The following is a 20,746-nucleotide window of genomic DNA, read 5'->3' on the forward strand; positions in this document are numbered from 1 at the left end:
CTCGTTGCAGAATTCGCTGCTCGCCATCGGTTTCGCGATCATCGCCGCCATCGTCGCGGCGCTGGTCGGCCCGTGGCTGATCAACTGGAACAATCACAAGGCCTATGTCGAAGCGGAGGCCGGCCGCATTCTCGGCCAGCCGGTGTCGATATCAGGCGATCTGTCGATCCGCCTGCTGCCCTCCATCACGGTCGATGCCCGCGATGTCACCATCGGCGCTCCCGGCCATCCGACCCGCATCGGCCGTCTGCACGGCGAATTGCGCGTCGCCCCACTGCTGCGCGGTGAAGCCGCGCTGACGGCGCTGCATCTGCGCGACGCCGACATCACCTGGACGGGTGGAGCCGGCATCGGCCGTCTGCTGCTGGCGGAGAACATCATCATCGAGAATGGCCGCCTGTCCGCACTCGATGCGACCGGTACGCCATGGCTGATCGGCGAGCGCATGATGCTGACGGGCGAATCCCGCGGCAGCCGCGGTCCCGTGCGGCTCGAGGGCCGCATGGCCGCCGATGGCCGCACCGTCGCCGTGCAGACGCTCGCGAGCCTCCCCGAGCAGGGCGGCTTGAGCCTGCGGGTCCGCGCGCAGGACCAGGATCAAGGCCTCACTCTCGAGGCCGAAGGCACGATCACCGGCACTGGCGGTCCGCGCTTCGAGGGCCCGCTGATCCTGAGCGGCGCGACCGGTGGCCTGCCGTGGCGCCTGGCCGGCACCGCCACCGCATCGACGGAGAGCCTTCTGATCGACAAGGTCGAGGCGAGCCTCGGTCCCGCCGACCGCATGGCGCGCGGCAGCGGATCGATCCGCCTGTCCTGGGGCGCCAATCCCGCCATCGACGCGATCGTGACCGCTCGCCAGGTCGATCTCGACAAGCTCATCGAGGCGCCCGATGCGGCACCCCGCACGCCGCGCGACATCCTCGCCGGGCTGGTGCGCGCTGTGCCCGGGCTTGCCGGCGGCGCCTCCTGGCCCGTCACCATCGGCCTCGATATCAACGGCGTGACGCTTGGCGGCGCGCAGATCATCGACCTCAGGGGCGATCTCCACTCGGCCGCAGCGGGCTGGACGGCCGAGCGCCTGTCCGCGCGGCTTCCCGGTGACAGCGCCGTCGAGGCCTCGGGCCGTATCCTCGTCGCGCCAGATCTTGGCTTCTCCGGCGCGCTCGCCTTGCAATCGGCACGGCCGGGTGTGCTGATGTCCTGGCTCGACACGCTGCCGACCCCGGCCGGCACGCTGGACGATCCGATCCGCGTTGCCACCACCATGACCGCCGAGCCTGGCCGGCTCATCCTCGACAAGCTCGAGGCCCGGACGGCTGCCGGCGAGGCGAGGGGGCGCATCGCCTTCGACGTTCCGGCGCTCGGCCGCCATGCGCTGGCCCTCGACCTGACCGCCGAGACCCTCGACCTCGATGTCATCATGCGGCTGGCGCGCGGCGCCGGTGCCAGGCTCGATCCGGCGACGGACACGCGGCTCAAGCTCCGCGCCAACGAGGCGACACTGGCCGGCCTTGCCGCCCGTGGTCTCGACATGACGCTCGCCTCCGATGGCCGCACCTTCGATGCCGAGCGGATCAGCATCGCCGATCTCGCCGGCTTCGGCCTCGATCTCTCCGGCAGGCTCGATGGTCTCGGCGGCCCGCTGTCGGGCAATCTCGCCGGGCGGCTGACCGCCGGCACTGTCGAGGGGCTGGTCGGCCTGCTCGCCCGCAATGACCGGACATTGCCCTTGTCGCGGGCGATTGCCGAGCGCGCGGGCGTGCTGGGCCGGACGGAGCTCTCTCTCCTGTTCCAGGCAGGCTCCGGCCAGACGCTGCGGCTGAGAGCCGCCGGCAAGCTCGGCGAGGCGAACGTGCATCTGGAGGCCAGCGGCACCGGCGACCTGACCCAACCCCTTGGCCTCGCTGGCAATCTGGCTCTCGTCGTCGAAGCGCCGCGTGCCGATCAGGTGCTGACCCTGCTCTCGGGCCTCGCGCCGGCCTCGGCTGCGCCCGCGACCCCCACACGGCTCGAATTTGTTCTGGACCGCTCTCCTGCCGGCGCCGCAATTCTGCGCGGAGAGGTTGAATCCGCCGACACCATGCTGGCCTTCGACGGCACCCAGGCGCCGGACGGCCGCCGGGCCGCGACGCTCCGCCTGACCAGCCGTGATCTCGCGCCGCTCCTGCCCCTGCTCGGTGTGCCGGCCGATCTTGCCGGCCGCGTGCCGGCCGCCCTCACCGCCAGCATTGGCGGCGAGGGCGAGACCTGGCGCTTCCAGACCGCCGGCGGCTCGGTCAACCGGACGGCGGTTTCCGCCGACATCACGGGCAAGGCGCGCGTCGTCGACGGCACCGTTTCGGTCGGCGCGCTCGGCCTCGACACCTTGGCAAGCCTGCTGGTTGGCCCGGCCTTCCTGGTCGAGACCGACGCCGGTGGTTTTGCCGATGCCCCCTTTGGCCGGGCGCCGTTCGATGGCCTGGACGGACGGATTGCCCTGAAGGTCGCGACCCTGGGGCTCGGCACCTATCCGCCGCTGACTGGCTTCGAGACGACGATCAGCCGGGTGGGCTCGCGGACCGAGCTGACCGGGCTGTCTGCCCGCATCGCAGGTGCAACCATCAGCGGCGGCCTGATCGCCGACCGCTCGCCGCTGGCAACGCTCCTGTCCGCCAATCTCGCGGCGGGCGGGCTGCCTCTCGCTCTTGTCCTGCCGGGCGCCCAGGCGACCGCGAGCCTCGACCTGGTACTGACCGGCACGGGCACGAGCCCATCGGCGCTGATGGCAAGCCTGCGTGGCGAAGGCCGCCTGGCAGCCCCGGCTGCCGCCGCCAGGGGCTTCGATGGCACCGCTTTGCGGCGCATCACCCGCGAGGCCGAGCGGGCCCAGGACCGCGGCCGCCCGATCGGCGATGCAGCTTTTGCCGCTCGGCTCGGCGAGGAACTGGACAGGTCAGTCGATCTGCCGGCCATTGCCGCCGCCGTCACCCTGTCCGGGCCATTGCTGCGCATGGCGGAGATCCGGCTGGCTGTCGGCGAGGGCAGCCTTGGCTTTTCGGCGAGCGCCGATCTGGCCGCTGGCACGCTTGCCGCCACCATCAGGCTCGCACCGCCGCCTCTGGAGCCGGGCGACAGCCTGCCTCTGCTCAATCTGCGCTTTGCCGGAGCGCTGGGCCGCCCCGACCGCACGCTCGACAGCGACGATGTCGCGGGCTGGCTGGGCTTGCGGCTGGTGGAACGCGCCGGTGTCGCCATCGGCATGACCGAAAGCGACCGCTTCGAGCGGATCCGGCAGCGGCTGTTCTCGCGCTTCTCGGCAAAGCCGATCCCGCAGGTCGAGGTGCCCCTGCCGCCGGTCATCGGGCTGTCGCCGGAGCTTCTCCCACCGCCGCCCGCGCCGCCTGTCGCGCCACCTGCCCCGGAGGTGGTGTCTGAGCCGGAACCGCCCGCGGAAGCCCAGCCGGCGCCAGCACTTGTCGCGCCGGCCGATAATGCGCCCGTGCCGGTGCCAAGGCCGGGGGACCAGCGCCCGCAGCCCCGGCCGCCGCAGGTCGCGACACCGCCCGCCGGAGCGCCGATGGACCTTCCCTCCGTCGTCCGCCGCGCCCTCGACCAGCAGGGACGGCCGCCGGCCGCCGTCGCCCCCGGCGCGCCGATGTCGATCCTGCCGCCGCTTCCGCCCGCGATCGAAGTTGGCCCCGCGCCTGGAATGCGCCGCTAGGCGGCGGGCTCGCCAATCGGCCCTTTCGCAGTCGCGCCGGCTCGCCTATATTCAAGACGCCGGGGCAACCCGGATACGGCGATAAACGGTCATCGTAATAAGCCTATCGGACCCGGGGGCAGTACCCGGCGCCTCCACCAGGAGCCCCTTCGCGAAGGGATTGCTGATGGGGGCGAAACAGGATCGACGAGGGTGTAAAGGGTGTTCTTTCGCTCGGCATGGTTCCGCCGTCATCGGGCCATTCAATAGTTGCCAACGACAACTATGCTCCGGTGGCCGTTGCCGCGTAATGCGGTAATAGTACCGAAATCAAGCCCTTGCGGGTAGCACCGTAAGGCGGGGTTCGGAGGCACCTGGCAACAGAAGCCTCCACTTCCTTCCGCCTGTCCCAGGTGGTGGTAAGCGGAATGACTTGCTCCATCGCCCCTGTTCCCTGGTTCCGCTGTCACGATCGCACATGGCCACAGACCTCATCCGCTACGACCTTCTGGCCCAGGACGCGCTGCGCGGCGTGGTGCGCCGTGTGCTGACCGATGCCGCCCGTGACGGCCTCCCCGGCGACCACCATTTCTACGTCACCTTCGACACGCGGGCGCCCGGTGTCAGGCTGTCGAACCGGATGCGCGAGAAGTATCCGCAGGAAATGACCGTGGTGCTGCAGCACCAGTACTGGGACCTGATCGTCACCGAGCATACGTTCGAGGTCGGCCTATCCTTCGGCGGCATCCCTGAGCGCCTGCTCGTTCCCTTCGAAGGGGTGAAGGGCTTTTTCGATCCCTCCGTTCAGTTCGGTCTGCAATTCGAGGTTGCAGGCGTTGAGGACGAGCAGTCCGCGGGTCCCGCGCCCCGGGCGGTGCCTCAGTCCGGCGATTCCGAGGCCAAGGTCAGCACCCCCGCAAAGGCCGGCTCGGCACCAAAAGCACCGGCCAAGGCACCTGCTGTCGAGGCCGCGACACCCGATGCGGCAGCTTCCGAGGCGCCTGCCGGCGGTGCTGAAGTCGTTAGCCTGGACAAATTCCGCAAGAAATAGCGGTTATTTGCACGTTCCAGCTGAATTCGACCAAGTGTTTGAACGAACTTGGTTTAATGAAAAGTTCGCCCGGATTTCCTACAATTGGTGGTATCTAGGGAAGGTTTCAACAACTCGGGCAACGATATAGAAAGTCTCGACCTTGTTCAGCAAGGGAAGGTAGCGGTGCAATCGTGCAGCTCGTGGCAACCCGTCCTCTGACATGAGACGGGAACCTCAGGCGGCTTCTGCACCGACGATGGGTGGGGCTCCATGGGGGATGTCGTCAATCTGAAACGTGAGCGCAAGCGGGTTGCCCGCGCCGTTCGCGAGGTTGCGGCTGATGCCAACCGGGCGCGGTTCGGACGGCCGTCTGCCGATCGTCGCCTTGATGACGCGCGGGCCGAGCTGGACCAGCGCCGCCTTGACGCCCACAAGCGTTCGGAGTGACGAGGCCAATGAAGAGCCACGTGATCAAGCGTTCGATCGTTGTGGAAGGCCACAAGACCAGTGTGAGCCTCGAAGATGAATTCTGGACGGCGCTCAAGGAGATTGCCGCGGAGCGTCGGCAGACCTTGTCGGAACTTGTCGGCCATATCGACAGCGACCGCGCTCAGGGCAATCTCTCCTCGTCGATCCGCCTTTTCGTTCTGGATCACTTTCGGGCAGTACGTAAAAACACGCCCTGAAATCGCGTCTGTTGCCATGCATTTAGCCATATGATCGCACCGGAAGATTCAGCTTTTCCTGCCGCCTGATCGCTTGTATTGAGCCCGTGTGCGTGGTGTCATCCGCGCCCGAAAGCGCCGCATTCAAAGGCGCAAAGAACATGCCCGGAGCGGGGGAATATGTCAGACCAAACGAGTACCGCGGCGCCAGAGACGCGCGGCCTTATCAAGAGCCCACAAGACATGATGGCCGGCCTCTTCATGGTCGCATTCGGTCTCTTTTGCCTGTGGGCATCGTCCAACCTGACGCTCGGTCGCGGCGCCAATCTGGGGCCCGGGTCCTTCCCGCGCGGCCTCTCGTTCATGCTGATGGGTGTGGGCGCTATCATCATCATCCAGGCGCTGACCGTGGTCGGCCCAAGGCTTGAGGCCTGGGCCATTCGCGGGCCGCTGTTCGTGATCGGCGCGGTTTTGATCTTCGCGGGCACCATCCGCGGAACGACCCTGTTCGGCACCACCGTCATCCCGCCGCTCGGTCTCATCGTTGCCGGCCCGCTGACGCTGATCGTCGCGAGCCTTGCTGCCAACGAGCGCAACTGGTTCCAGACGCTGATCTTCTCGGCGGCCATGACAACCTTCTGCATTGTACTGTTCAAAATTGCGCTCAGGCTTCCTATCCCGGTCGCGCCCTGGATGAACTGGTAAGGGCTGACCGATGGACATGTTTGCCAATCTCGCGCTTGGGTTCGGCGTCGCCTTGACGATCAAGAACCTTGGCCTCTGTTTCCTGGGCTGCATGATCGGCACGCTCATCGGCGTGCTGCCGGGCGTCGGTCCCATCGCGACGATCGCGATGCTGCTTCCGATCACCTTCGGCCTCGATCCCGTCGGCGCGCTGATCATGCTCGCCGGCATCTATTACGGCGCTCAGTATGGCGGTTCGACCACCGCCATCCTCGTCAACATTCCCGGTGAGGCGACCTCCGTCGTCACGGTGCTCGACGGTCATCAGATGGCGCGCAACGGCCGCGCCGGTGCTGCTCTCGGCATTTCCGCGATCGGGTCCTTCTTCGCCGGCTCGGTCGCCACCCTGATCATCGCCGCGCTCGCCGTGCCGCTGACCCGCGTGGCGCTGCTGTTCGGTCCGGCTGAATATTTCTCGCTCATGGTCATGGGCCTGATCTTCGCAGTCGTTCTGGCGCGCGGCTCGGTGGTCAAGGCGATCGCCATGGTGCTCTGTGGCCTCATGCTCTCGACCGTCGGTCAGGATCTGGAGACCGGCGCGGACCGCATGACCTTCCGCTGGGCGGAGCTTTCGGACGGCCTCGACTTCGCGGCCATTGCCATGGGCATGTTCGGTTTTGCGGAGATTCTTCGCAACCTCGAGAACCCTGAGACACGCGATGTCCTGCGCAACCGCATCGGCAGCCTGCTGCCGAACCTGGCGGAGCTGAAGCAGTCCATCACGCCGGTGCTGCGCGGGACCTTCATCGGTTCGGCTCTGGGCATCCTGCCGGGCAACGGCGCCGTGCTCGGCCCGTTCGCCAGCTATACGATCGAGAAGAAGATCGCCAAGGACCCTTCGCGGTTCGGCAAGGGCGCGATCGAGGGTGTCGCCGGACCGGAAAGCGCCAACAATGCCGGCGCCCAGACCTCCTTCATCCCGCTCCTGACCCTCGGCATCCCGCCCAATGCGGTCATGGCCCTGATGGTCGGCGCCATGACCATCCACGGCATCGTGCCGGGTCCGCAGGTCATGGAGAAGCGGCCCGATCTCTTCTGGGGCATGATCGCCTCGATGTGGATCGGCAACCTGATGCTCCTGATCATCAACCTTCCGATGATCGGCATCTGGGTGAAGCTCCTCAAGGTGCCTTACCGCATGCTGTTCCCGTCGATCCTGATGTTCTGCTGCATCGGCATCTATTCGATCAACAACAACCCGTTCGACGTGATGATGACCGCCTTCTTTGGCGTGGTCGGCTACGCCCTGCTCAAGATGGGCTTCGAGGTCGCGCCGCTGCTGCTCGGCTTCGTGCTGGGCAAGCTGATGGAGGAATATCTCCGCCGGTCGATCCTCATGTCGCGCGGCGACTGGTCGGTCTTCGTCGATATCCAGAACCGGCCGATCTCGGCCGTGCTGATCGGCATCGCCGTGGTCATGATCATCGTGTCCTTCCTGCCGTCGATCAACAAGAAGCGCGACGCGGTCTTCACCGAGTGAACCCTTGCGGCCGGGAGATGGCCCGGCGGTGACGATCCGAAAGATGTGAACGGCCGCTTCTGTAACGAAGCGGCCGTTTCGTTTCGAAGCGATGGAACGGCACCCGCAGCGGTGCGCCATTGCCGAGGTCATCGTCATGTTTCACGAATATCTGCGCCGGCCGTCTCGCCGGGTTCTGATTGGCACCATCTGCGCAGGCCTCACGGGCCTCACCAGACCGGCTGAGGCCGCTCCGGAGATCCATACCGGCCTCCTGTCCTCCACCGCGGCCGGCGGCTACGACGTGGTGGCCTATTTCACCGAAGCGCGGCCGGTGGTCGGATCGGCCTCGTTCCAGCATGCCTGGAAGGGAGCCAACTGGCGCTTTGCATCGTCTGCCGCGCGCGATGCCTTTGCCGCCGATCCGGAGCGTTACGCACCGGCCTATGGCGGTCACTGCGCCTGGGCCGCATCGCAAGGCTACCGGGCGTCCGGCAGCCCGCATGCCTGGCGCATCGTCGAGGGACGGTTGTTCTTCAACTATGACGCGCGTGTCCACCGCCTGTGGGAAGGCAATATTGCGGGATTCGTCGAGTCAGCCGACCGCAATTGGCCTGGCATTGTGAGGCAATGAGCAGAATGAATGCTGTTCAATTGCGTAGAATTGCGACTGCAATATTCTCATGACGTTAGGGAGGCTGAATGCTAGCCTCATCTGTGCGCGGGCCGGAGGGGCTTGGCGCCTGCCGCAATCGGCACAGGGGGAGCATCATGAGCGACTGGCTTGCAGATGTGAAGAAATACGCACCGAAGGCCGATGAAGCCGCGGTGACGGGCATCATCAAATATCTCGGCATTGCCTTGCGTAACCGCGATTCATCGCTGGTGTCCTTCTCCGATCCGGAAGAGGTCGGCCGCGTGAAGAAGAATTTTGCGATGAAGAAGCTTGGACTGACCGACGAGAAGGCGATCGACGCCGCTCTGGTCAAGATCGGCGAGACCCTGAAGGCCGATCGCACCAAGAACCGCGTCACCGTCTATTACCTGCTTGCCGAGAACTTCAAGAAGCTCGACATGTTCGTCAAGAAGTGACCGGGTCAGCCGCCGCGGACCCCGGTCCCGGCGGTCACCCAGCCTGTTGATGGCGGACCAGCCCCCTGACGCGGGGCGCGCCGGCACGCTATATTCACCGGGATTCGCCCTGTCCGAAGGGAGCCTCCGGTGCGCCAGTATCACGACCTCATGGACCATGTGCTGCGTCACGGCGCCCGCAAGGACGACCGCACCGGCACCGGCACGCGCTCGGTCTTCGGCCACCAGATGCGCTTCGACCTGTCGGAAGGCTTCCCGATGGTCACCACCAAGAAGCTGCATCTGAAGTCGATCATCCACGAATTGCTGTGGTTCCTGAAGGGCGACACCAACATCGCCTATCTCAAGGCCAACGGCGTTTCGATCTGGGATGAGTGGGCCGATGCTTCAGGCGATCTCGGTCCTGTCTACGGCAAGCAATGGCGCTCCTGGGCTGCCCCCGATGGCCGCACCATCGACCAGATCGCCAATCTCCTGGCCATGCTGAAGACGAACCCGGATTCCCGCCGCCTCATCGTCTCGGCCTGGAACCCGGCCGATGTAGAGGCGATGGCCCTGCCGCCCTGCCACTGCCTGTTCCAGTTCTACGTGGCCGATGGCCGGCTGTCCTGCCAGCTCTACCAGCGCTCCGCCGACATCTTCCTCGGCGTGCCGTTCAACATTGCTAGCTATGCCCTGCTGACGCTGATGCTGGCGCAGGTGACAGGGCTGAAGCCCGGCGACTTCGTCCACACGCTCGGCGACGCCCACCTCTACACCAACCATGTCGAGCAAGCCGAATTGCAGCTCTCGCGTCCTTTGCGGCCCTTGCCGGTGATGACGCTCAATCCCGCGGTCACCGATCTGTTCAGCTTCACCTATGACGACTTCACGCTGACCGGCTACGAGCCCCATCCCGCAATCAAGGCGCCGGTGGCGGTGTGACCGGGGGGCTCGGAACGCTGCAGCTCCGCCTTGAACGGATCAGCCGGCAATATGAGGCCGAATTCGGCATCGAGCCCGGCAACGACTGGATCATGTTCAAGCTCCAGGAAGAGCTGGGCGAACTGACCCAGGCTTATCTTGCGATCACGCAGCGGTCCCGCCACCGGCTCGAGGGCGCGGAAGGCCATGAGGCGCTGGCGCGGGAACTCGCGGACGTGTTGGGCTTCACCCTCGTGTTGGCGCAGCGTATGGGGATCGATGCCGAAGCGGCCGTGAAGGCCAAGTGGCTCAAGTACGAGGCCACCCCATGACCCCCATCATGCTCATCGTGGCGATCGGCGCCAACAACGCCATGGGCCGCGACAACCGCCTGCTCTGGCGGCTGAAATCCGACATGGCCCAGTTCCGGGCGGCAACCGCCGGCAAGCCCCTGGTCATGGGCCGCAAGACCTTCGAGAGTTTCGGGCGGCCGCTGCCCAAGCGGCTGAATATTGCCATATCCCGGCAGTCAAAGCTGTCACTCGCCGGGGCCATCGTCACGGATACCCTCGGCAAGGCGCTGGCCATCGCCCATGCCGAGGCGCTGCGTACCGGCGCCGGTGAGATCGCGGTCCTCGGCGGAGCCGACGTCTATGCCCAGACGTTGCCGCTGGCTGACCGCCTGCTCATCACCCATGTCGACGATGCGCCTGAGGCCGACACGTTCTTTCCGGCCATTGACCCGGCAATCTGGTCTGGACGGGAGCTCTCGGCGCATCCCGCAGGCCCCGACGACGACCATGCTTTCCGGGTTGTCGAGTACCGCCGTCGCGGCTGAATGCCGCTCCCGCTGGCTTTGATCGGTGGTCTGGGCCATATCAGGTGTCCAAACCCGGTCGGCCTCTCCCGTCGCTTCGGCGGGAAGGGTCGGCCTGAGCCTTACGGCGCGTTGAAACGCATGCGAGGCTCTTCTATATCCGTGACCTCTGTCGGGGTCGCGACGGCTCATGCTCCGGCGCCAGCCGGGACCAGGAACGAGGACTTCTTCATGCCGTGGAACAATCAAGGCGGCGGCGGCCCTTGGGGCGGCGGCGGTGGCGGCGGCGGGCCCAAGGGTCCCTGGGGCCAGGGCCCTCAGGGCGGCGGTGGCGGCGGCGGTGGCCAGCCCCCCGACCTCGAGGACCTGATCCGCAAGAGCCAGGAGCGCCTGAAGGGTCTGCTTCCGGGCGGTGGCGGCAATATCGGCGCCAAGGGCATCGCGCTCATCGCCGTGCTCGGCATGTTGATCTACGCCTTTACCGGCTTCTACACCGTCAGCCAGAACGAGGTTGGCGTGAACACGGTGTTTGGCCGGCATATCGGCAATGCCGCTCCGGGCCTGAACTGGAATCCGCCGGCGCCGTTCGGCGCGGTCTATCGCGTGGCTGTTACCGACGTCCGCCGTTCCGAGATCGGCTATCGCTCTGGTGGCGGCCCGCGGGGTGGCAATCGCGAGGTTCTCGAAGAGAGCCTCATGCTGACCGGCGACGAGAACATCGTCGACATCGACCTTGAAATTCAGTGGGACGTGAATGCCGCCCAGGTGGCGAATTTCATCTTCCAGCTGCAGAACCCTGAAGGCACGGTGAAGTCCGTCGGCGAGAGCGCACTGCGCGAGGTCATCGGCCGGCGCAACATCCAGCCGATCCTGACCACCGACCAGTCGCAGATTGCTGCCGAAGTGCGCCAGCTCATGCAGAAGACGCTGGATGACTACCGTTCCGGCGTGAACATCCGCGTCGTGCAGCTTGTGTCGGCCCTGCCGCCGGCCCAGGTCCGTGGCTCGTTCCTGGACGTCAACGCGGCCCAGCAGGACCAGAACCGCGTGCAGAACGAAGCCCGCACCTACGCCAATCAGGTCGTGCCGGAAGCGCGCGGCCGCGCCTCGCAGATCATGCAGGAGGCCGAGGCCTATCGCGAACGCGTGGTTGCCGAGGCCAACGGCCAGGCGAGCCGTTTCCGCCAGGTCTATGAGGAATATCGCCGCGCACCCGAAGTGACGCGCGAACGCATGTTCCTGGAGACCATGGAACGCATCTTCGCCGGCACCGACAAGATCATCATCGATCAGCCGGCCGGCGGACAGGGCGTGCAGCCCTTCCTGCCGCTCGACCAGATCAACCGCCGTCCGGCGGCACCCGCAACCCCGGGGACCCAGCGATGAACAGTTCCGTGAAACTCGTTGCCGGCATCGTCGCGGCGGCCGTCATCTTCGCGCTGGCCAATTCGTTCTTCGTGGTCCAGCAGACCCAGCATGCCATCGTCCTGCGCTTCGGCCAGATCGTCCGCGAGCCGATCAGCGAGCCGGGTCTCTACTTCAAGGCGCCGTTCATCGACAACGTGGTGGCGCTCGACAAGCGTACGCTCGACCTCGACCTGCCGGTCCAGGCCGTGCTCTCCGTCGATCGGCAGAATCTCGATGTCGACGGCTTCGCCCGCTATCGCATCACCCAGCCGCTGCGCTTCTTCCAGACGGTGCGCACCATCCCCAATGCCAACACGCGGCTTGCGAGCTTCGTGAACGCGTCGATGCGCAACGTCATCGCTGGCCAGACCCTGTCGGCGCTGATCCGCACCGACCGTGCCAACCTGATGAACCGCATCCAGGAAGACGTGAACCGCGAGGCCGGCACGCTCGGCGTCGAGATCGTCGATCTCAGGCTCACCCGGGTCGACCTTCCCCAGGTCAACCAGGAGGCGGTGTTCAACCGCATGCAGACGGAACGTCGCCAAGAGGCGGCCGATCTGCGCGCAACCGGTAACCAGGCGGCGGTCACCATCCGCGCGCGTGCCGATCGCGAAGTGGTCGGCATTCTCGCCGAGGCCAACCGCAAGGCCGAGGAAATCCGGGGTGCCGGCGACGCAGACCGGAACAAGATCTTTGCCGAGGCCTATGGCCGCGACCAGGACTTCTTCACCTTCTACCGGACCATGCAGGCCTACGAGAACAGCATGAAGCAGGGCGACACACGCATGGTCATCTCGCCGAATTCGGAGTTCTTCCGGTTCTTTGGCGATCCCACCGGCCGCCGCAACGGTTCGCCGGCGCAGACCCTGCCGACACCGCCAGCCTCGCGCTGATCCAGCAATCAGGCCGCCGCTCCCCGAGCGGCGGCCTTTTTCGTCAAGCCAAGCGTCCCATGACAGAATTCCTCACGGCCCTCGGTCTCGTTCTTGTCATCGAGGGGCTGATTCTTGCGGCGTTCCCCGCGCGCGTCCGCGAAGCGCTGGAGGTGATGAGGATCACACCGGACCAGCAATTGCGCATCGTGGGTCTTGTTTCCGCGGTAGCCGGACTTGCGGTGATCTGGTGGATGCGCGGCTGAGAAATGCTGCCCTGCGGCATCGCGACCAAAGACCCGATTGACATCGAGGCGCGTAGGATTGAAGGGAAGGGTAGGCTTCGCCCACCCTGCGAGACTTGAAGAAATCCAATGGCCCAGTTCACGCTTCCGAAGAATTCCAAGATCACCGAGGGCAAGGTCTGGCCGAAGCCGTCCAGCGGCAATCGGCTGACCGAGTTCAAGATTTATCGCTGGAATCCGGATGACGGCGCCAACCCGCATATCGACACCTATTACGTCGACCGCGACGATTGCGGGCCGATGGTGCTCGACGGCCTCATCTACATCAAGAACAAGATCGACCCGACGCTGACGTTCCGCCGCTCCTGCCGCGAAGGTATCTGCGGCTCCTGCGCGATGAACATCGACGGCACCAACACGCTGGCCTGCACCAAGGGCATGGACGAGGTGAAGGCCGGCTCGGTGAAGATCTATCCGCTGCCGCATATGCCGGTGGTGAAGGATCTGGTCCCCGATCTCACCCGCTTCTACACCCAACATGCGTCCATCGAGCCCTGGCTGAAGACGACGACTGCCCAGCCCGAGAAGGAATGGCGCCAGAGCCACGAGGACCGCGAGAAGCTCGACGGTCTCTACGAGTGCATCCTGTGCGCCTGCTGCTCGACCTCGTGCCCGAGCTATTGGTGGAACGGCGACCGCTATCTCGGTCCGGCCATCCTGCTGCAGGCCTATCGCTGGCTGATCGACAGCCGCGACGAGGCCACCGGCGAGCGCCTCGACAATCTCGAGGACCCTTTCCGGCTCTATCGCTGCCACACGATCATGAACTGCTCGAAGGCGTGCCCGAAGGGTCTGAACCCCGCCAAGGCGATCGCCGAGATCAAGAAAATGATGGTCGCCCGTCAGGTCTGATCGAGCACCAACTGACCGATGCGACGGCCGGGCTTGCCCGGCCGTTTTGCTTTCCGCGCATTCCCTTCGCCGCTTTTCAGCCGTGAAAATTCCCTAGCGGAAGCGGGTTCTCTCCGCGCCACCGCCTTCACCGGCCCGTGAACTTGTCGCTCCGCTCCGGGGAGGACCGTCCATGGCCGATAGAAGCTCCATCTTTCGCTCGCCGCTGTTCAAGCTCGCCATCATCGGCGTGCTGACGCTTCTCATGGTGGTCCCCCTGGTGCTTCTGTCCGGCTTGCGGGGGGAACGCTCTCAGCGCGCCGCCGAAGTCGTTGCGGAAGTCGCCGGGTCCTGGGCCAGCGAACAGACGCTGGTCGGCCCGATCCTGCTCTTGCCTTACGTTGCGCGCGGCGGCGACCAGAACGACATGCGCACCGTCAGGCGCGTCATGGTCGTTCTGCCGGAGACGCTCAAACAGGATGGTGAGATCACGACGGAAGGCCGCCGGCGCGGCATCTTTGAAATCCCGGTCTGGCGCGGGCAGATCGCGATCGAGGCGCGGTTTGGCGCGGTCGACCTTCAGCGCATCGATCCCGCGGCGGTCGCGCCCGTCTGGGAGGAAGCGGCTGTCGTCTTCAACGTCTCCGATCCTCGCGGCCTGGAGCGCGAAGTCAGTGTCCGAATCGGCGACCAGGCGGCAGTGCTCGAGCCCGGCGGTGGTCCTTTCGCCTTTCAGGCGCCGACCCTCTTCGCCCCCGTGACCGGCCTTGACGGCTCACAGCCGTTCAATGTGTCCGCCCGCTTCGATCTCAAGGGTTCGCGCGCCTTCGGCCTGTCGCCGATCGGCCGGACGTCGACGATTGCGCTTCGCTCCAACTGGGCGCATCCGAGCTTCTTCGGCACCTTCCTGCCGACTGCCCGGGACGTGAGTGAGGCCGGCTTCACCGCAAGCTGGTCTGTGCCGCATTACGCGAGGCCCGTGCCGCAGACCTTTGTCGCGGATGCCACCATGTTCCAGCGGCTCGTCCAGGCCCGGTCCGGCGTGCGCTTCTTCCAGCCGGTTGACGTCTATCACCTGGTCGAACGGGCGCTGAAATACGGCATCCTGGTCATCGGTGCGGCCTTCATCGTGGTGTTTCTCATGGAGATCACGGCCAAGCGGCCGTTTCATCCGGTCCAGTACCTGCTCGTCGGCGTGGCGTTGGCGGTCTTCTATCTGCTGCTTCTGTCCTTCGCCGAGCATATCGGTTTCGCGGCCGCCTATGCGTTGGCAACGGCGGCGATTGTCGGTCTTGTCGCGCTCTATGTCGGCCTCGCCTTTGGGCGCTTGCGCGAGGGACTGATGGTCGGTGCCGAACTGCTGGTCGCCTATGGACTGCTCTACACAGTGCTGCGCTCGGAGGATTACGCGCTGCTCACCGGCTCGGTCGTCGTCTTTGTTGCGCTCGCGGCTGTGATGCTGATCACGGTCAAGACCGACTGGTCGGCACTGTCCAGCCCGCCGAGGCCGCAGAAACCGGCTGCGGAGCCCTCAACGATGGGTTAACCATGGCGTGAGCATTGTCGCGATTGCGCGAGCTCCGCCATCGAACCGCCGCAGGGCTTGAACAGATTGGGCGGGTTCGCACGTTGCGCCGCAGGTAAATCGGATTCGCCCATGACGCGCCTCGCCGCTGTGTTGCTTGCTACCGTCGCCCTGGCGGGTTGCACGTCCTCGCGTTTCGACGGCTTCTCGACCGCATCGGTGCCCCCCACGGGCTCCGACCGGATGGATGGTTCGTTCGGCCGTGGCCAGCCTGATATGCCGCCGCCGCAGCGCCGGCCGGGCGCCGCCGATCAGGACGTCATCCCGGGTGGCGAGCCCGGTCCTGCCGGTTCGGTGACCACCGAAGACATTCCGCCGCCGCCGACGTCTGGCGGGCGTTCCGATCTCGGCCCGCCCGCGATCGACCCGGCCTTGCGGCCGAGCGAGCCGAATGCCCAGCCACGTATCATGCAGGAAGAGCCGCCGCGCGTCGGCAGTGGTGGCCCGCCGACGCCCCCGCCGGTTGTCTCCGCCCTGCCGCGCCAGGAAACGGCGCGCGCCGCGCCTACGGCGACGGCCATCGCCGGCACATGGACCGTCACCGATGCCGGCGACCGCTGCCGCATCACGCTGACGTCTTCGCCGCTGTTTGAATTCTATCGCGCCAATCCGCAGAACTGCCGTGCACCGTCCCTGGCCCGGATCAATGCCTGGGAGCAGCGCGGCAACGAGGTTGTGCTGCTACAGCCGGGAGGCCGTGTGGCAGCTCGCCTGTTTCCTGAGGGCGGCGGCTATTCCGGCCAGACCAGCAGCGGCGCGTCCGTCACCATGCAGCGCTGAGCCGCGCCAGCACGTCAGGTGCGCGTGCCCGCAACGAACTGGCGGGAGAGGCGGGCCTGCTTGCGGAGCAACCTCACCTGCGTGTCGAACAGGGCTGCCGCAAGCGAGGACCCATCGGTCCAGGCCTCGCGCCACAACGACAGCGGGCTTGCCGGCGGGGTCGTGACATCGGCGAACACGTCCCCCGAGGCATAGCTGATCTTGCCCTCGAAACGTGCGGCCAGCCGCTGCATCGCGCGGTTCGCCGGCAGGCAGGACATGACCAGGTTCTCGACGCCGCGATTGCGGGCTGTGAGCAACAGACGGCGGAACAGTGCTGTTCCGATGCCGGTCAGGCGCCAATCGTCCTCGACTGTCACGGCAACCTCGCCCGAGCCTGTCTCGGGCAGCAGCCGAAGCTCAGCAGCGCCACGCAGCGCGCCCTCGACGAAGAAGCCATGGACCAGAGCATCCGGCCCAAGCGCCTTCTCGGCATAGGTGATGATTGTCTGGTCGGAAACGCCGGCGGCGAAGCGGCAATGCCGCGCCTGGGGATCGAGCCGCAACAGATGGTTGCGAAATGCCGCGGTTTCCCATGGCAGCAGCTTGCGGATCACGCCGGGGGTCGTGAAATCGTCCATCATCGCATCGGTCCTCGCTGTCCTGCCTTGGCGGCGGACGTGACGCATGAACCCTGAAGCCTTGAACGTGTTTCCCTGAGCGATCGTCTACCCCGAACCGCCGATGCGCGCCACCGCAAATATTGCAGTGCAGCATGACATCGGCGTGTTCCTGCCGCGCGCAAAACAAAACCCCCGGCGCGAAGCCGGGGGTTCTGGTCGCCAGAGCTGGCGGAATTCTTACTTCTTGATCGCGCCGATCGAGCCGAACTTGGCGCTGAAGCGCGACAGGCGGCCACCGCGGTCCATCAGCTGGGCCGAGCCGCCGGTCCAGGCCGGATGCGACGTCGGATCGATGTCGAGCTGCATCACGTCGCCTTCCTTGCCGTAGGTCGAGCGGGTCATGTACTCGGTACCATCGGTCATCACGATCTTGATGGTGTGGTAGTCGGGATGGATGCCGGTCTTCATGGGTTCGTCCTCAGGGGGTGCCGGGCCAACGGTCGGCACGCGGAGAGAGTGTTCAATTCGGAAAGCGGGCTCATACGCGAAGTCAGCCGGCATTTCAAGGCTGCCTGTGCTTTGATATGGATCGCGGCAGCGGTGGCGTCGCCCACTTAAGAACCCATCTGTATCAGATCGATCCGACAAGGTACGCCTGCCCTCATGACCTCCCCCGAACAGACCAAGGCTGCCGAAGCCGGAACGCCTGCGACACGCCGCCCGCGGCTGAGGCCGCTGATGATGCTGGCCCCCTTCGTCGCCCGCTATCCCGGCATGCTGGCCGGTGCGGCCGTGGCGCTTGTCTTTGCCTCGCTCGCAACCCTAGTCGTGCCGCTCGCGATCCGCCGGATGATCGATTTCGGCTTTTCGACTGATGGCATGATCACCCAGTATTTCGGCATGCTGATCGGTGTGGCGCTCGTCCTCGCGGTTGCCTCGGCGATGCGCTTCTATCTGGTCACCACGATTGGCGAACGGGTGGTCGCCGATGTCCGCGCCGCGGTGTTCCGCCATCTGACAACGCTGTCGCCGGCCTTCTTTGACACGGCGAAGATCGGCGAGGTCGTCTCGCGCGTCACCGCCGACACCACACAGATCAAATCGGCTGTCGGCGTCTCGGTCTCGATCGCGCTGCGCAACACGATCATGTTCCTTGGTGCGGTTGCCATGATGGTGGTCACCAGCCCGCAGCTTTCCCTCTATGTGCTGGGCGCCATTCCGCTGCTCGTCCTGCCGCTGGTGGCCTTCGGGCGCGACGTGCGCCGCCGCTCGCGCATCGCGCAGGACCGGCTGGCGGATGCCACCGGCTATGCCAACGAGAACATCCAGGCCGTGCGCACCATGCAGGCCTTCACGGCAGAGCCGACGGTGATCGGCCGCTTCACCCAGGCTGCCGAGGATGCCTATGCGACGGCGCGCGATGCCACCCGCGCACGATCGGTGCTCACCGCGGTCATCATCTTCCTCGTGTTTTCCAGCGTTGTCGGCATCCTGTGGGCAGGAGCCCAGCAGGTGCTGTCCGGCGCGCTGTCATCGGGACGGCTGTCGCAGTTCGTGCTCTATGCGGTGTTTGCCGCAAGTTCGCTGTCGCAGCTCTCGGAGGTCTGGAGCGAGCTCAGCCAGGCATCGGGTGCGGCCGAGCGCATCGCCGAGATTTTCGACGAACAGCCCGCCGTGAAGCCGCCGGCCCATCCGCTGCCGCTGCCCGAACCGCCGCGCGGCGAAGTCGGCTTCGTCGCGGTCCGGTTCGCTTATCCGGCAAGCCCGGACGTCAAGGTGCTGGATGGCGTCACCTTCACCATCAAGCCGGGCGAGAAGGTCGCCATCGTCGGCCCGTCGGGCGCCGGCAAATCCACCATCTTCTCGCTCCTGCTCAGGTTCTATGATCCGGCGGGCGGCGTCATCCGCTTTGACGGCGTGCCGATCAACGAGGCCGATCCGAAGGCGCTGCGCAGCCGCATCGCGCTGGTGCCGCAGGACGTCGTGGTGTTCGGCATGAGCGTTGCCGACAACATCCGCTATGGGCGCCCCGAGGCCACAGACGCCGAGGTGATGGAGGCGGCAAAGCTTGCCTTCGCCGACGAGTTCATCACGCGTATGCCCGGGGGCTATGGCAGCCTGATCGGCGAGCGTGGCGTGACACTGTCCGGCGGCCAGCGCCAGCGCATCGCCATTGCCCGCGCCATCCTGCGGGATGCGCCGCTCCTGCTGCTCGACGAGGCGACCTCGGCCCTCGACGCCGAGAGCGAGACCATGGTCCAGCGCGCGCTATCCAGGCTGATGGAAGGTCGGACCACACTGGTCATCGCCCATCGGCTCGCGACCGTGCTGACCTGCGATCGCATCCTCGTCATGGACGAGGGGAGGGTGGTCGAGGAGGGCACGCATGCCTCGCTGGTCGCGGCAGGCGGCCTCTATGCCCGTCTCGCGGACCTGCAGTTCAATCAGGGACCGGCGCTCGCCCAGGTGTCGCTGCCGGCAGCGCTATGAGCCGCCAGCCGGCGTCCAGGCCATGAGGTCGATGGCGGCGCCCTGCTCGTTGCTCCGTCCGCCGGTCCGCGTGAAGCCCTGCTTGCGATAGAAGGCGATCGCGCGGGCGTTGTCCGCGTTGACGTCGAGGCTCAGTCCACCCGGCACGAGGCGCTTGGCCTCGTCCATCAGCACCTGTCCGATATCGGTGCCCTGATGGGCCAAGCCGACCAGCATCTGGTCAATCCAGCCGGTCTGCGGATCGATGGTGACGAAGCCCGCAACCTGCTCGTCTTGGAAGGCGAGGACAACGGCAACGCCATCCCGCATGAATCCCCGGATGCGCTCGGCAAACCAATCTCGCCGTCGCTCGAAGTCGATCCGCGGATAGGCCTGCGTCCAGGCGCTGGTCCACAGCCCGGTCAGCGCCGGCAGATCGGCGTCTTCGCAGGCCTGAAGCCGCACCGTCACCGGTCGGTAAGCCTCAACTCGATGCGCCGGTTGCGCGACAGTGCCTCCGGGCTATCGCCGGGCTCGATCGGCTGGAATTCGCCAAAGCCCGCCGCCACCAACCGGCGGGGCGAGATGCCCTTCGAGATCAGGTATTGCACCACGGCGATGGAGCGCGCGGCCGAGAGATCCCAGTTCGACTGGAAGCGGCCGGCGCCTGAGATCGGCCGGGCATCGGTATGGCCATCCACCCGCAGCACCCAGGGGATGTCGCCGGGGATCTCGCGTTCCAGCTGCAGGAGGGCTGACGCGAGCTTGTCGAGTTCCGCTCGCCCGCCTGGCTCCACCACCGCCTGGCTCGAGGCAAAGAACACTTCCGAGCCGAACACGAAGCGGTCGCCCACCACCCGGATGTCTGAGCGGTCGGCAAGAATTTCGCGCAGGCGACCGAAGAATTCCGAGCGGTAGCGCGACAGTTCCTGCACGCGCTGGGCCAGCGCCAGATTGAGCCGCCGCCCCAGATCGGAGATGCGCGCCTGCGAATCGCGGTCGCGGGCCTCGCTCGCGCCAAGCGTTTCTTCCAGCGCTGCCAGCTGGCGCCGCAAGGCCGCGATCTGCTGGTTGAGCAGCTCAACCTGTGCGAGGGCCGCCTGCGATACCTGCTGCTGAATGGCGAGCTGGCCCTCCAGCGTGGCGATGCGCCCGCCGGCCGTGCCCACCTGGCCGCGTGCCGTCTCGGCAAGGGCCTGCAGCCGTCGCCGCTCGGATTCGGCTGTATCCAGCGTCGAGGTCAGCGCGTTGACATTGTCCTGCAGGCTTTGCCGCTGGCCCCGTTCCAACTGGAGAAGGTCGCTGAGCTCGGCGAGTTGCCGGTTCAGCCGGTTCATCGCGTCGTCCTTGCCGGCGATGTCGCGCGACAGGAAGAACTGCGCCAACATGAAAACCGACAGCATGAAGATGATGGCGAGCAGGAAGGTCGACAGGGCGTCGACGAAGCCGGGCCAGTAATCGATCCCGCGCTCGCCGCGGTTTCTGCGCGACAGCGCCATG

At 66.1% G+C, this 20,746-nt stretch carries 22 protein-coding genes and 1 other RNA gene; 19 read left to right on the top strand and 4 right to left on the bottom strand.

Going from position 1 to position 20,746, the window contains the following annotated elements; all coding sequences use genetic code 11:
- Positions 1 to 4: 4 nt before the first annotated feature.
- The 18 genes from E8L99_RS09890 to E8L99_RS09975 all read left to right on the top strand — a co-directional run bounded on the left by E8L99_RS09890 (position 5) and on the right by E8L99_RS09975 (position 16,175).
- The gene (locus E8L99_RS09890) at positions 5 to 3,700 is read left to right on the top strand and encodes an AsmA family protein (protein WP_137099374.1); all 3,696 of its coding nucleotides are present in this window, start codon (positions 5 to 7) and stop codon (positions 3,698 to 3,700) included.
- Positions 3,701 to 3,719: 19 nt separating this feature from the next.
- Positions 3,720 to 4,074, top strand: a transfer-messenger RNA (tmRNA) gene (gene ssrA, locus E8L99_RS09895).
- Positions 4,075 to 4,157: 83 nt separating this feature from the next.
- The gene (locus E8L99_RS09900) at positions 4,158 to 4,730 is read left to right on the top strand and encodes an SspB family protein (protein WP_137099375.1); all 573 of its coding nucleotides are present in this window, start codon (positions 4,158 to 4,160) and stop codon (positions 4,728 to 4,730) included.
- A 252-nt stretch (positions 4,731 to 4,982) separates the two neighbouring features.
- On the top strand, positions 4,983 to 5,159 hold the full coding sequence (locus E8L99_RS09905; protein ID WP_137099376.1) for a DUF4169 family protein: 177 nt from the start codon (positions 4,983 to 4,985) through the stop codon (positions 5,157 to 5,159).
- Positions 5,160 to 5,167: 8 nt separating this feature from the next.
- Entirely contained in the window at positions 5,168 to 5,398 is a 231-nt protein-coding gene (locus tag E8L99_RS09910) for a ribbon-helix-helix domain-containing protein (protein ID WP_137099377.1), read from the top strand.
- Positions 5,399 to 5,620: 222 nt separating this feature from the next.
- Positions 5,621 to 6,082, top strand: coding sequence for a tripartite tricarboxylate transporter TctB family protein (locus E8L99_RS09915; protein ID WP_168201629.1), 462 nt, complete (start codon positions 5,621 to 5,623; stop codon positions 6,080 to 6,082).
- Positions 6,083 to 6,092: 10 nt separating this feature from the next.
- Positions 6,093 to 7,601: a tripartite tricarboxylate transporter permease gene (locus E8L99_RS09920; RefSeq protein ID WP_137099379.1), complete on the top strand. Its 1,509-nt coding sequence runs from the start codon at positions 6,093 to 6,095 to the stop codon at positions 7,599 to 7,601.
- Between the two features lie 91 nt (positions 7,602 to 7,692).
- On the top strand, positions 7,693 to 8,214 hold the full coding sequence (locus tag E8L99_RS09925; protein WP_215907068.1) for a YHS domain-containing (seleno)protein: 522 nt from the start codon (positions 7,693 to 7,695) through the stop codon (positions 8,212 to 8,214).
- A gap of 137 nt (positions 8,215 to 8,351) precedes the next feature.
- Complete coding sequence (locus E8L99_RS09930; RefSeq protein ID WP_137099380.1) at positions 8,352 to 8,672, top strand: DUF2853 family protein; 321 nt, start codon at positions 8,352 to 8,354, stop codon at positions 8,670 to 8,672.
- Between the two features lie 129 nt (positions 8,673 to 8,801).
- Entirely contained in the window at positions 8,802 to 9,596 is a 795-nt protein-coding gene (locus E8L99_RS09935; RefSeq protein ID WP_137099381.1) for a thymidylate synthase, read from the top strand.
- Positions 9,593 to 9,907 (top strand): pyrophosphohydrolase domain-containing protein, encoded by a 315-nt coding sequence (locus E8L99_RS09940; protein ID WP_252511320.1) that lies wholly within the window; start codon positions 9,593 to 9,595, stop codon positions 9,905 to 9,907. Before E8L99_RS09935 ends, E8L99_RS09940 begins: the two co-directional genes overlap by 4 nt.
- Complete coding sequence (locus E8L99_RS09945) at positions 9,904 to 10,413, top strand: dihydrofolate reductase (protein WP_137099382.1); 510 nt, start codon at positions 9,904 to 9,906, stop codon at positions 10,411 to 10,413. The genes E8L99_RS09940 and E8L99_RS09945 overlap by 4 nt, the downstream gene beginning before the upstream one ends.
- A 210-nt stretch (positions 10,414 to 10,623) precedes the next feature.
- Positions 10,624 to 11,778, top strand: coding sequence for an FtsH protease activity modulator HflK (gene hflK, locus E8L99_RS09950; protein WP_137099383.1), 1,155 nt, complete (start codon positions 10,624 to 10,626; stop codon positions 11,776 to 11,778).
- Positions 11,775 to 12,695, top strand: coding sequence for a protease modulator HflC (gene hflC / locus E8L99_RS09955; protein WP_137099384.1), 921 nt, complete (start codon positions 11,775 to 11,777; stop codon positions 12,693 to 12,695). The genes hflK and hflC overlap by 4 nt, the downstream gene beginning before the upstream one ends.
- A gap of 59 nt (positions 12,696 to 12,754) precedes the next feature.
- The gene (locus tag E8L99_RS09960) at positions 12,755 to 12,940 is read left to right on the top strand and encodes a DUF2065 domain-containing protein (protein ID WP_137099385.1); all 186 of its coding nucleotides are present in this window, start codon (positions 12,755 to 12,757) and stop codon (positions 12,938 to 12,940) included.
- 108 nt (positions 12,941 to 13,048) lie between these two features.
- Positions 13,049 to 13,831, top strand: a complete 783-nt coding sequence (locus tag E8L99_RS09965) for a succinate dehydrogenase iron-sulfur subunit (protein ID WP_137099386.1) — start codon at positions 13,049 to 13,051, stop codon at positions 13,829 to 13,831.
- 172 nt (positions 13,832 to 14,003) lie between these two features.
- Positions 14,004 to 15,356, top strand: coding sequence for a cell envelope integrity protein CreD (gene creD, locus E8L99_RS09970; protein WP_137099387.1), 1,353 nt, complete (start codon positions 14,004 to 14,006; stop codon positions 15,354 to 15,356).
- Between the two features lie 111 nt (positions 15,357 to 15,467).
- Positions 15,468 to 16,175, top strand: coding sequence for an AprI/Inh family metalloprotease inhibitor (locus E8L99_RS09975; protein WP_137099388.1), 708 nt, complete (start codon positions 15,468 to 15,470; stop codon positions 16,173 to 16,175).
- Between the two features lie 14 nt (positions 16,176 to 16,189).
- Here the strand turns inward: E8L99_RS09975 and E8L99_RS09980 are convergent, their stop codons facing one another.
- Complete coding sequence (locus E8L99_RS09980; protein ID WP_168201630.1) at positions 16,190 to 16,798, bottom strand: GNAT family N-acetyltransferase; 609 nt, start codon at positions 16,796 to 16,798, stop codon at positions 16,190 to 16,192.
- Between the two features lie 216 nt (positions 16,799 to 17,014).
- The gene (gene rpmE / locus E8L99_RS09985) at positions 17,015 to 17,245 is read right to left on the bottom strand and encodes a 50S ribosomal protein L31 (protein ID WP_137099390.1); all 231 of its coding nucleotides are present in this window, start codon (positions 17,243 to 17,245) and stop codon (positions 17,015 to 17,017) included.
- A 195-nt stretch (positions 17,246 to 17,440) separates the two neighbouring features.
- Here rpmE and E8L99_RS09990 point away from each other — a divergent pair, with 195 nt between their 5' ends.
- On the top strand, positions 17,441 to 19,267 hold the full coding sequence (locus tag E8L99_RS09990) for an ABC transporter transmembrane domain-containing protein (protein ID WP_137099391.1): 1,827 nt from the start codon (positions 17,441 to 17,443) through the stop codon (positions 19,265 to 19,267).
- Here the strand turns inward: E8L99_RS09990 and E8L99_RS09995 are convergent.
- Together E8L99_RS09995 and E8L99_RS10000 are read right to left on the bottom strand one after the other, a co-directional pair.
- Positions 19,262 to 19,717 carry a GNAT family N-acetyltransferase gene (locus E8L99_RS09995; RefSeq protein WP_137099392.1) on the bottom strand — a complete coding sequence of 152 codons (456 nt, stop codon included), beginning with the start codon at positions 19,715 to 19,717 and terminating at the stop codon, positions 19,262 to 19,264. The two genes, E8L99_RS09990 and E8L99_RS09995, sit on opposite strands and share 6 nt — an antisense overlap.
- Positions 19,714 to 20,745 carry a peptidoglycan -binding protein gene (locus E8L99_RS10000; RefSeq protein ID WP_137099393.1) on the bottom strand — a complete coding sequence of 344 codons (1,032 nt, stop codon included), beginning with the start codon at positions 20,743 to 20,745 and terminating at the stop codon, positions 19,714 to 19,716. Before E8L99_RS10000 ends, E8L99_RS09995 begins: the two co-directional genes overlap by 4 nt.
- Position 20,746: the final 1 nt, after the last annotated feature.

The organism is Phreatobacter aquaticus (genome assembly GCF_005160265.1).
Taxonomy (GTDB): Bacteria; Pseudomonadota; Alphaproteobacteria; order Rhizobiales; family Phreatobacteraceae; genus Phreatobacter; species Phreatobacter aquaticus.